This is a genomic window from Lachnotalea glycerini (genome assembly GCF_003201285.1).
GTDB classification, from domain to species: Bacteria; Bacillota; Clostridia; order Lachnospirales; family Lachnospiraceae; genus Lachnotalea; species Lachnotalea glycerini.
Genome location: NZ_QICS01000001.1, coordinates 48,758 through 60,565 on the forward strand (window position 1 = coordinate 48,758; position 11,808 = coordinate 60,565).

The window sequence follows — 11,808 nt, forward strand, 5'->3', positions numbered from 1 at the left end:
TATGGAAATTGTAAAAACAATAGAAGAGGTAAGAACTACGGTAAAAAAGTGGAAAATAGAGGGGAAAAGTGTGGGCTTTGTTCCCACTATGGGATATTTACACCAAGGACATCAAAGTCTGATTAAGAGAGCTTGTCAGGAAAACGAGAAAGTAGTAGTAAGCATTTTTGTAAATCCGACACAGTTTGGACCCAATGAAGATTTTAGCAGCTATCCAAGAGATATAGACAGAGATAGTGAAGTATGCAGCATAGCAGGTGCGGATTTGATTTTTCATCCTGAAACAGAAGAAATGTATGATTCTTTTGCATGTACCTATGTTAATGTGGATGGGTTAACCGATAAGCTGTGCGGAAAATCAAGACCTACCCACTTTCGGGGTGTATGCACAGTAGTTTCCAAGCTGTTTCTTATTGTAAATCCTGACAGAGCCTATTTCGGACAAAAAGATGCGCAACAACTTGCTGTTATTAAAAGAATGGTTAGAGATTTAAATTTTGACATTGAAATAGTAGGCTGTCCAATCATAAGAGAGGAAGATGGTCTTGCCAAAAGCTCTAGAAACACCTATCTCTCTGTTGAGGAAAGAGAGGCTGCAACGGTATTGAATAGAGCGCTGACACAAGGTAGAGTTCTCATTTCAGAAGGGGAGAAAAGTGTTGACAAGGTAAAAAATCTTATTCAAAGGGTGATTGAAGCAGAACCACTTGCCAGAATTGATTATATTGAAGTAGTAGATTTTGAAACGATAGAGCCTATCTCGTTACTGGAGGGAACTGTTTTGGTGGCGGTTGCTTCCTACATTGGCAAGACGAGGCTGATTGATAATTTTATCTTGAAAATATAGGAGGTGAAGTGATATGAATCTTACAATGCTAAAATCTAAAATACATAGAGCTGTCGTAAAGCAGGCAGATCTTTCTTATATTGGTAGTATTACAATTGATCAAGAATTGTTAGAGGAAGCAGGTATTTTGGAATACGAAAAAGTACAGATTGTTGATATTGAAAATGGAAATCGCTTTGAAACCTATGCAATAGCCGGAGAGCGCGGCTTGGGAATGATTTGCCTGAATGGAGCGGCGGCAAGATGCGTTCAACTCGGTGATCATATTATAATTATGAGTTTTGCAAATATGGACGCAGAGGAAGCAAAGAAGTACAGACCTAAAGTCTTGTTTATGGATGATGAGAATCAGATTGTAAGAGTTACAAATTATGAAAGACATGGAAAGTTAGCTGATATGGATTAGAGGAGAAAGCCTATGTTAAAAAATAAGACAGTTATTCTGGGAGTGACAGGAAGTATTGCAGCTTATAAAATAGCAAGTCTTGCCAGCATGCTTGTAAAGCAGCATGCGGATGTAAACGTAATTATGACGAAAAATGCAACTCATTTTATTAACCCAATTACATTTGAATCGTTAACAGGTAATCAATGTTTGGTTGATACCTTTGACAGGAATTTTCAATACAATGTGGAACATGTAGCTTTAGCAAAAAAGGCGGATGTATGCCTGATTGCTCCGGCCAGTGCCAATGTTATTGGCAAAATGGCAAATGGAATTGCAGATGATATGCTGACAACAACCGTTCTTGCTTGTAAATGCAAAAAAATTGTTGCACCTGCAATGAATACAAATATGTACACAAATCCAATTGTAATGGATAATACAGATCGGCTAAAAGAATATGGCTTTGAAGTCATTAAGGCAGATAGTGGATATTTAGCATGTGGAGATATAGGAGAAGGGAAAATGCCGTCTCCGGAAGTTTTATTTGAATACATTCTAAAAGAAATTGCTTTTGAAAAAGATATGCTAGGCAAAAGAGTTCTTGTTACTGCGGGACCAACCAAAGAAAGTATAGATCCCGTTCGATTTATAACAAATCATTCAACGGGAAAAATGGGTTATGCAATTGCTAAACATTGTATGCTTCGAGGTGCTGAGGTTACACTAATTACAGGAAAGACAGATATTAACCCTCCATTATTTGTTAAAACGATTGAGGCTGTAAGCGCCGGAGATATGTTTGAAGCTGTTAAAGAAAATTATAAGGATATGGATATAATAATAAAGAGCGCAGCAGTTGCTGATTATACACCGGCAGTGACAAGCGAGCACAAGATTAAAAAGTCGGATGCTGATATGCAGATAGAATTAATCAGAACAATAGACATATTACAATTTTTAGGCAACAATAAAAAAAGCAATCAATTTGTGTGTGGTTTTTCTATGGAGACAGAAAATTTAATAGAGAATTCAAGGATTAAGCTTAGAAAGAAAAATGTTGATATGATAGTTGCTAATAACTTAAAGATGGTAGGTGCAGGTTTTGGTACTGATACCAATATTGTTACAATTATATCTGAAAATACTACAATAGAGTTGCCAATTATGTCAAAAGAAGAAGTGGCGGAAAATATTATTAATGAAATTTTAAAATTGTTAATTTAATAGAAGGAATAAGCATATAATATATAGAAACAAGACGTTGGTGTTGGAGTAATGATAAGATTAATTGGATTTGTGCTTTTTTGGATTGCAATTGGTATGTTTATAATGCTGTTACTCCATAATAGCTTTTTAGGATTATTAATTATTTGTATATTATTATTAATAGGATATAATTTATTTTGCTGTTAAAGTTGTTATCAGTTTCATAGCAGTTGCAAACCTTTCTTGTTATAGATTTAATAAATTAGAATATTGATAAAAAAAACTCATATAAAAAGGTTTATACAAATCTCTTTATATGAGTTCTTTTCTCTTATTATAGAATTAAGCACGAACTACTAAGCCTGACTTTAAACAAGAAGTACACACGTACATTTTCTTAACGCCACCATTACTTAAATTAACTCTAACTGATTTTACGTTAGATTTCCACATTTTACTTGTTTTTCTATGAGAATGACTCACGTTGTTTCCGAAGTGAGCACCTTTTCCACAAATTGAACATTTTGCCATATTAGCACCTCCTTATATAAAATCATAACAAAACTATTTTATCAGATAAGGATATACTTTGCAAGTGTTAAATTAAAATTATCGAAATTGTACTAATTTTTTATAAATACAAAAAACATATTTCATTTTTGTAAAAAAAAGGTTATAATATCAATATCCTATTGCTATTTTAGCAATTCTAAGTTATGGTAATATCTGTGATTTCTTCATAGAATATAAGAACGGATTGTTATAGTTAATAATTCGTAACTCGGATTGAAAATATAAATGGAGGTAGTAATGATGAAAGGACGCATGAATAATAGTTATGGCGAAGTGCTTATAGATACAGAAGTAATTGCAAACTATGCAGGTTCAACGGCTGTCGAGTGTTTTGGAATTGTGGGAATGGCAGCGGTGAATGTGAAAGATGGTTTAGTTAAGCTGTTGAGAAGAGATAGTTTGACACATGGGATAACAGTGGATATTCTTGAGAATAAATTAATTTTAAATTTTCATGTTATTGTTGCATATGGAGTCAGCATATCAACAGTATCAGATAATCTAGTGAGTAGCGTAAAATACAAGGTTGAAGAATTTACTGGTATGGAAGTAGATAAAATAAATATCTTTGTAGAAGGCGTTCGTGTAATAGATTAATTTAAGGAGGAACTTATTGTGACAATTAACAGAATAGATGCCGAAATGCTATCAAAGATGTTTTTGGCAGGCGCAAAGAATATAGAGGCTAAGAAGGAATGGATTAATGAGTTGAATGTATTTCCGGTTCCTGATGGGGATACAGGTACTAATATGTCGTTGACAATTATGGCAGCCGCAAGAGAGGTGAGTACACTTAATAATCCATCAATGGCAGAATTGGCAAAGGCTATTTCTTCTGGTTCATTAAGAGGCGCCAGAGGTAATTCGGGAGTTATTCTTTCACAGCTTTTCAGGGGGTTCACTAAGGTAATTAAGGAATATGATGAAATAGATAAATTTACTATTACAAATGCTTTTTCTAAGGCTGTAGAAACTGCTTATAAAGCGGTTATGAAGCCAAAAGAGGGAACAATTTTAACCGTTGCTAAGGGGATGGCAGATAAATGCGTAGAAATTGTAGATGAAGTTGAGGATTTAGAAGAATTTATAAGACAGGTAATTGAACATGGAGATTATATACTCAGCCAGACACCTGAAATGCTACCTGTTCTTAAACAGGCAGGAGTTGTTGATTCGGGTGGACAAGGCTTAATGCAGGTTTTAAAAGGTGGATTTGATGCATTTCTTGGAAAAGAAGTTGATTTGTCCATACAAGGTTCTAACCATTTTGTTATCAATAAGAGTTCGGCAACTGTGGAAGAGACAGCAGATATTAAATTTGGTTATTGCACAGAATTTATTGTTATGCTTAATAAAGAATATACCATGGATACGGAGCATGAATTTAAAGAATTTTTAGGTTCCATTGGAGATTCATTAGTTGTAGTATCAGATGAAGATATCGTTAAGGTTCATGTACATACGAATGATCCTGGTTTAGCGATACAAAAAGGCTTAACATATGGTTCTCTAACCAGTATGAAAATAGATAATATGCGTGAGGAACATCATGAGAGATTAATTAAGGATGCCGAAAAGCTTGCCAAGATTCAGGCTCAGGAAATGGAGAAGACACCTAAAAAAGAGGTGGGCTTTATTGCAGTTTCGATTGGGCAAGGAATCAATGAGATTTTTCAGGAATTAGGAGTTGACTATCTGATTGAAGGTGGGCAGACGATGAATCCGAGTACCGAGGATATGTTGAATGCAATTGATAAAGTAAACGCAGATAATATATTTATATTACCCAATAATAAAAATATTATTTTGGCGGCAAATCAGGCGAAAGAATTGATAGAGGATAAAAATATAATTGTTATTCCAACTAAAACAGTACCGCAAGGTATTACTGCGGTCATTAATTACGTTTTGGATAAATCGGTGGAAGATAATGAAAAAAGTATGCTTGAAGAGATAGCTAGAGTTAAAACAGGTCAGGTAACTTATGCGGTTAGAGATACAAATATAGATGGTAAAGAAATCAAAGAAAACGATATTATGGGAATAGGGGATCATTCTATTCTTACGGTAGGCCGTGCAGTTGAAAAAGTTACCAAAGATATGTTGAAAGAATTAGTGGATGATGAGTCTGAGTTAATCAGTATTTATTATGGTGAAGATATTTCAGAAGATATTGCAAACAAGTTGGCAGAAGAAATTACAAACGAATATAAGAATTGTGAAGTAGAAATTCATTTCGGCGGTCAGCCAATTTATTATTATATTGTTTCTGTCGAATAGCAATAGATTATACATTTAAAGTGAAGAGACATTTAAGTGAGAAGCTTGAGTGAAAGGCAAATAAAGAGAGAATCCGTTTTTAGATTCTCTCTTTTGTCAATTAGAAAATATGATACGCTTCTTGTATTATGAATGCTGAATCGTTATAAATCTTGTTACTATAATAACTAATAATACGAATAAAATGAAATCAATAGGGTGTATGGACAATGGATCAAGATTCTTTAATTATTAATTTAAAAGGTGTCGGTGAAAAAACAAGTGCTTTATTTCATAAAATAGGTATTGATACGGTAGAAGATTTAATATCATACTATCCTAGAGATTATGATGTTTATAAGGAACCGGTTTTAATCTCTGGGATAAAGTCAGATGAAACAGTGGCAGTAGAAGGGATTATAATTAAAAATATAGAAATAAAGAAGATTCGTTCACTTACAATTGTTACAACGGCAATAAAGGATGAAAGCGGAGCATTAAATATTACGTGGTACAATATGCCCTTTTTAAAAAATGCAATAAAGCAGGGAAGCCACTTGATTTTAAGAGGAAGAATTAATAACAAAAATGGAAGATTAACAATGGAGCAGCCTCAAATATTTCAATTGGAGGAATACAAAAGTGTTTTAAAAGTCATGCAGCCAAAATATAGTCTGATTGCAGGAATTACTAATCATACAATTACCAAAGCTGTAAGGCAGGCAATGGAGCAAAACATAACAGTTGTAGAGTATTTACCAAAATATATAAGGAAACAGTTTCATTTAGCCGAATATAATTTTGCAGTTGAAAATATTCACTTTCCTAATAATATGGAAGATTTGATTATAGCAAGAAATCGCTTGGTTTTTGATGAATTTTTCTTATTTATTTTGGCGATAAGACAATTAAAAGAAAAGAAAGAGGCAGCAATTAATCATTTTGAGTTATTTAAAGTATCAGACACGCAGAAACTGATTCAAATGCTGCCATATCGGCTTACTAATGCTCAATTAAAGGTCTGGGATGAAATCGAACAAGATCTAATAGGTGAAACAGTGATGAACCGTCTGGTGCAGGGAGATGTAGGCTCAGGTAAAACAATTATTGCGATACTGGGTATTCTTATGGTCATAAGCTGCGGCTATCAAGGGGCGTTTATGGTGCCTACAGAGGTGCTTGCAAAGCAACAGTATAATTCAATAACAGAGCTTTTTATGCTCTATCAATTTCCATATAAAGCGGTATTGCTAACCGGATCAATGACAGCAAAAGAAAAAAGAGAGGTATATCGGCAAATTGAAAAAGGGGAGGCACAGGTTATCGTTGGCACACACGCGCTGATTCAGGAAAAGGTTCAATATAAGAACTTAGCGTTAGTGGTGACCGACGAACAGCATCGATTTGGCGTAAGGCAAAGGGAAACATTGTCAAAGAAAGGACAAGATCCACATGTCCTTGTTATGAGTGCTACTCCGATACCAAGAACTCTTGCTATTATATTATATGGGGATTTGGATGTTTCGGTTATTGATGAGCTTCCGGCTGAAAGGCAAGTTATTAAAAATTGTGTAGTAAATAGTGGTTACCGGCAAACTGCTTATCAGTTTATAAAAAAAGAAGTGGAAAGCGGTCGTCAGGCCTATATTATATGCCCTATGGTAGAAGAAAGTGAGAATATTGAAGTAGAAAATGTTGTGGAATATGCCCAGCTTTTAAAAACTCAACTGCCCGCAAATATTCGGATAGAGTATTTACATGGGAAAATGAAAGCAAAAGATAAAAATAATATTATGGAGCAATTCGGGGCTAATGAAATACAGGTGCTTGTCAGTACTACTGTAGTTGAGGTAGGAGTAAATGTAGTAAATGCAACTGTCATGATGATTGAAAATGCTGAACGCTTTGGACTGGCTCAGCTTCATCAGCTAAGAGGGCGTGTCGGTCGAGGAAAGCACCAGTCTTATTGCATTTTAGTGAACGGTTCCGACAGTAAAGCTTCTAAGAAAAGATTAGAGATTTTAAATAAGTCGAATGACGGCTTTTTTATTGCAAGTGAAGATTTAAAACTTAGAGGACCTGGCGATTTATTTGGAATCCGGCAGAGTGGATTACTTGAATTTAAAATAGGAGATGTATTTACAGATGCATCTGTATTGCAAAATGCAAGTGAAGCCGCCACTGTCATTTTAGACAAGGATAGAAATCTGGAAATGCCTGAAAACAAGCGGCTACGGGAAAAGATTGATCAATATATGAAGCTTGGACTTAGCAATCTAAGTCTGTAAAACTTTTGAAAATGAATAAAATTATTCAGGGTATGAGAGGAAGAAAAGATGGCAAAGCAAGTAAAATATGATGCTTCAAGTATTTCTGTATTGGAAGGGCTTGAGGCAGTAAGAAAAAGACCTGGTATGTACATTGGAAGTGTGTCTAGAAAAGGTTTGAATCATCTGGTATATGAAATTGTAGATAATTCAGTGGATGAGCATTTGGCAGGTTATTGTGATAAAATTACTGTTATTTTAGAGCAAGATGGCTCTGCCACTATTTCTGATAATGGACGAGGTATTCCGGTAGGAATGCATGAAAAGGGAGTATCTGCTGAGCGAATTGTATTTACAACATTGCATGCAGGCGGTAAGTTTGATGACTCTGTTTATAAAACGAGTGGGGGACTTCATGGTGTTGGATCTTCTGTAGTCAATGCACTGTCTGCTTATTTAGATATACAGATTAGCAGAGAAGGTTATATTCACCATGACCGATATGAAAGAGGGATACCGGCATTAGAGCTGGACAATGGTCTTTTGCCTATACTTGGTAAGACAAAAGAAACCGGTACAATGATCAATTTTTTACCGGATGATACAATATTTGAAAAGACAAGATTTCAGGCAAGTGAGGTGAAAAGTAGATTACATGAGACTGCTTATCTGAATCCGACACTTACGATAATATTTGAAGACAGGCGTGGTGAAGAAAAAGAGTATATTGAATATCACGAACCAGATGGAATTATTGGTTTTGTGCTTGATCTGAATAAAAATAAAGAACAGGTGCATGATCCGATTTATTTTAAGGGTGAAATGGAAGGAATTACAGTGGAAGGAGCTGTACAGTTTGTTAATGAATTTCACGAAAACGTACTTGGATTTTGTAATAATATATATAATGCAGAGGGCGGCACGCATTTGACCGGCTTTAAGACAGTTTTTACAAGTGTAATGAATTCCTATGCAAGAGAGCTTGGAGTGTTAAAGGAAAAGGATGCAAATTTTACAGGAGTAGACATTCGAAATGGAATGACGGCAGTGATATCCATTAAGCATCCAGCGCCTCGATTTGAAGGGCAGACAAAGACGAAACTTGATAACCAAGATGCACTTAAAGCGACGAGCAAGGTATCAGGAGAGGAACTTTCACGCTATTTAGACAAGAATTTAGATACTTTAAAGGCAATTCTTTCCTGTGCAGAAAAAGCAGCGAAGATTCGAAAAGCAGAGGAAAAGGCGAAAACCAATCTTTTAACCAGACAAAAATATTCCTTTGATTCCAATGGAAAACTTGCGAATTGTGAAAGCAGGGAGTCAGACAAATGCGAAATATTTATAGTGGAAGGAGATTCTGCTGGAGGTTCTGCAAAAACAGCCAGAGATAGAAATTATCAGGCGATTCTTCCGATTCGTGGAAAAATTTTGAATGTAGAGAAGGCAAGTATTGATAAAGTGTTGGCAAATGCAGAAATTAAGACAATGATAAACGCTTTTGGTTGTGGCTTCTCAGAAGGTTATGGAAATGATTTTGATATTACAAAATTAAAATATAATAAAATTGTAATCATGGCGGATGCGGATGTAGATGGTGCACATATTTGTACCTTGTTATTAACGTTATTTTATCGCTTTATGCCACAATTGATCTATGAGGGTCATGTCTATATTGCTATGCCTCCTTTATATAAAGCAATGCCATTAAAAGGACAAGAAGAATATCTATATGATGACAAAGCTCTGGAAAAATACAAAAAAAAGCATAAAGGATCCTTTACCTTACAAAGATACAAGGGTCTTGGAGAGATGGATGCAGAGCAATTATGGGAAACGACACTAAATCCTAAAACAAGAAAGCTAAAGCTTGTAGAAATAGAAGATGCAAGAATGGCATCCGAAGTAACAGAAATGCTGATGGGAAGTGAAGTTCCCCCTAGAAAAGCATTCATATATGAATATGCACAAACAGCAGAATTAGATATATAAAAGAGCGGAGGAAATTTAGTATTATGGAAGAACAAATTATAAAAACAGAATATTCTGACGTCATGCAAAAATCATATATCGACTATGCCATGAGCGTAATTGTTGCAAGAGCATTACCAGATGTCAGAGATGGACTAAAACCGGTACAAAGGCGTACTTTGTATGATATGTATGAACTAGGCATAAAATATGATAAACCATATAGAAAATGCGCCCGTATCGTAGGAGATACCATGGGTAAATATCATCCTCATGGTGATTCTTCTATTTATGAATCTCTGGTAGTAATGTCGCAGGATTTTAAAAAGGGATTACCGTTAGTTGACGGACATGGTAATTTTGGTTCTATAGAGGGTGATGGTGCGGCTGCAATGCGTTACACAGAGGCTCGTCTTCAGAAAGTGACGCAAGAGGCCTATTTAGGTGATTTGGATAAGGATGTTGTAGATTTTATTCCTAATTTTGATGAAACGGAAAAAGAACCGGCGGTTTTACCGGTAAAGATACCTAATTTGTTAATTAATGGTGCAGACGGCATAGCCGTTGGAATGGCAACCAATATTCCTCCTCATAATTTAGGGGAGGTTATTGAGGGTGTGCAAGCTTATATATCAAAACCTGATATTACAACCAAGGAGTTGATGAAATATATTAAAGGACCGGATTTTCCCACAGGAGGCCGTGTTGTGAATAAGGATGAGCTTCTATCCATTTATGAAACCGGGCAGGGAAAGATTAAAATACGAGGCACGGTAAAAACAGAATCTAGTAAAAACGGTAAGGATAAGCTTATCATAACGGAAATACCATATCCTATGATTGGTGCAAATATAGGCAAATTCCTAAATGATATATGCACTTTGGTTGAAAGCAAAAAGGCAAATGAAATCGTTGATATATCTAATCAATCCTCAAAGGACGGAATACGAATTGTATTGGATCTGAGGAAAAATTCAGATGTTGAACATCTTCTTAACATGCTATACAAAAAGACTAAGCTGGAGGATACCTTTGGGGTAAACATGCTCGCTGTGGCAGATAATAAACCTGAGACAATGGGTCTTAAGGAAATTATTAAGAGAAATGTAGAATTTCAGATAGAGCTTACAACAAGAAAGTATAAAACGTTATTAGCCAGAGAATTGGATAAAAAAGAAGTACAAGAAGGTCTTATTACAGCCTGTGATGTCATAGATTTAATTATAGAAATATTAAGAGGAAGTAAAAATATTAAGGACGCTAAGGACTGTCTTATAAATGGAAATACCGCTAATATTAAGTTTAAGAGTAAGGCTTCTGAAAAAAGTGCAGGCAAACTATGTTTTACCCAAAGGCAGGCAAGCGCTATTTTAGAAATGAGATTATATAAGCTGATAGGTTTAGAAATAGAAGCTCTTATAAAGGAACATGAAGCTACACTTAAAAATATTGCTCTTTATGAGGATATTCTTAGCAATCGTTCGATCATGCTTAAGGTTATTAAAAAAGAACTTGAAGCAATTAAAAAAGAATATGCAGTTCCAAGAAAAACAGTGATTGAAAATGCGGCAGAAGCAGTATACGAGGAAAAGAAAATTGAAGAGCAGGAAGTTATTTTTTTAATGGATCGTTTCGGCTATACGAAAACAATTGATACTGCAGCATTTGAACGAAATAAGGAAGCTGTTTTGAGTGAAAACCGATATGTGTTTACCTGTATGAATACTGATAAAATATGTATTTTTACAGATAAGGGAATGCTTCACAGTGTAAAAATAATCGATCTGCCATTTGGGAAATTTAGAGATAAAGGCATTCCCATTGATAATGCGTGTAATTATAACAGTAGTGAAGAAAATCTGATTTACGTAACAAGCTTAGGTAATATCAAAAACAGGCAATTGTTATTTACTACTAAAATGGGAATGATGAAGCAAGTGGACGCAAATGAATTTGATGTTGCAAAACGCACCATTTCAGCTACAAAACTTAACGAGGAAGATGAGCTGATTTCTATTGATATTATGGATGGAAATCAAAATATTGTAATACAAACGTATAAGGGCGTATTCCTTAGATTTATGTCTGAAGAAATTCCACAAAAGAAGCGAGGCGCAATTGGAGTTAGGGGAATTAAGCTAGGCAAGGATGATTATATTGAAGAAATATATAAATTTTATGAAAACACATCTATTAATATTACGTATAAGGAAAAAGAAATTTCTTTAAACCGGCTTAAAATAGCAGGTCGCGATACGAAAGGAACGAAAGCCAGGGTATAAGGCAGCTATTACTAT

9 protein-coding genes are annotated in these 11,808 nt (G+C 35.0%); 8 read left to right on the plus strand and 1 reads right to left on the minus strand.

Annotation, left to right across the window (positions count from 1 at the left end; genetic code table 11):
- The first annotated feature begins 1 nt into the window (after window position 1).
- From panC to coaBC, 3 genes are read left to right on the plus strand one after another with little or no spacing between them, the layout of a single operon-like run.
- On the plus strand, window positions 2-847 hold the full coding sequence (gene panC / locus C8E03_RS00215) for a pantoate--beta-alanine ligase (protein WP_110289941.1): 846 nt from the start codon (window positions 2-4) through the stop codon (window positions 845-847).
- A gap of 13 nt (window positions 848-860) precedes the next feature.
- Entirely contained in the window at window positions 861-1,253 is a 393-nt protein-coding gene (gene panD, locus C8E03_RS00220; protein ID WP_094377331.1) for an aspartate 1-decarboxylase, read from the plus strand.
- 12 nt (window positions 1,254-1,265) lie between these two features.
- Window positions 1,266-2,459, plus strand: a complete 1,194-nt coding sequence (gene coaBC / locus C8E03_RS00225) for a bifunctional phosphopantothenoylcysteine decarboxylase/phosphopantothenate--cysteine ligase CoaBC (RefSeq protein ID WP_110289942.1) — start codon at window positions 1,266-1,268, stop codon at window positions 2,457-2,459.
- Window positions 2,460-2,783: 324 nt separating this feature from the next.
- Here coaBC and rpmB read toward each other — a convergent pair whose 3' ends face one another.
- On the minus strand, window positions 2,784-2,972 hold the full coding sequence (rpmB, locus tag C8E03_RS00230; protein WP_094377329.1) for a 50S ribosomal protein L28: 189 nt from the start codon (window positions 2,970-2,972) through the stop codon (window positions 2,784-2,786).
- Window positions 2,973-3,254: 282 nt separating this feature from the next.
- Between rpmB and C8E03_RS00235 the strand changes: the two genes are divergently transcribed.
- From C8E03_RS00235 to C8E03_RS00255, 5 genes are all read left to right on the plus strand, one after another.
- Window positions 3,255-3,611: an Asp23/Gls24 family envelope stress response protein gene (locus C8E03_RS00235; protein ID WP_094377341.1), complete on the plus strand. Its 357-nt coding sequence runs from the start codon at window positions 3,255-3,257 to the stop codon at window positions 3,609-3,611.
- An 18-nt stretch (window positions 3,612-3,629) separates the two neighbouring features.
- Window positions 3,630-5,294, plus strand: coding sequence for a DAK2 domain-containing protein (locus C8E03_RS00240; protein ID WP_110289943.1), 1,665 nt, complete (start codon window positions 3,630-3,632; stop codon window positions 5,292-5,294).
- Between the two features lie 209 nt (window positions 5,295-5,503).
- Window positions 5,504-7,561 carry an ATP-dependent DNA helicase RecG gene (gene recG / locus C8E03_RS00245; RefSeq protein WP_110289944.1) on the plus strand — a complete coding sequence of 686 codons (2,058 nt, stop codon included), beginning with the start codon at window positions 5,504-5,506 and terminating at the stop codon, window positions 7,559-7,561.
- A gap of 48 nt (window positions 7,562-7,609) precedes the next feature.
- Window positions 7,610-9,532, plus strand: coding sequence for a DNA gyrase/topoisomerase IV subunit B (locus C8E03_RS00250; protein WP_110289945.1), 1,923 nt, complete (start codon window positions 7,610-7,612; stop codon window positions 9,530-9,532).
- 23 nt (window positions 9,533-9,555) lie between these two features.
- Window positions 9,556-11,793: a DNA gyrase/topoisomerase IV subunit A gene (locus C8E03_RS00255; RefSeq protein ID WP_094377325.1), complete on the plus strand. Its 2,238-nt coding sequence runs from the start codon at window positions 9,556-9,558 to the stop codon at window positions 11,791-11,793.
- Window positions 11,794-11,808 lie beyond the last annotated feature (15 nt).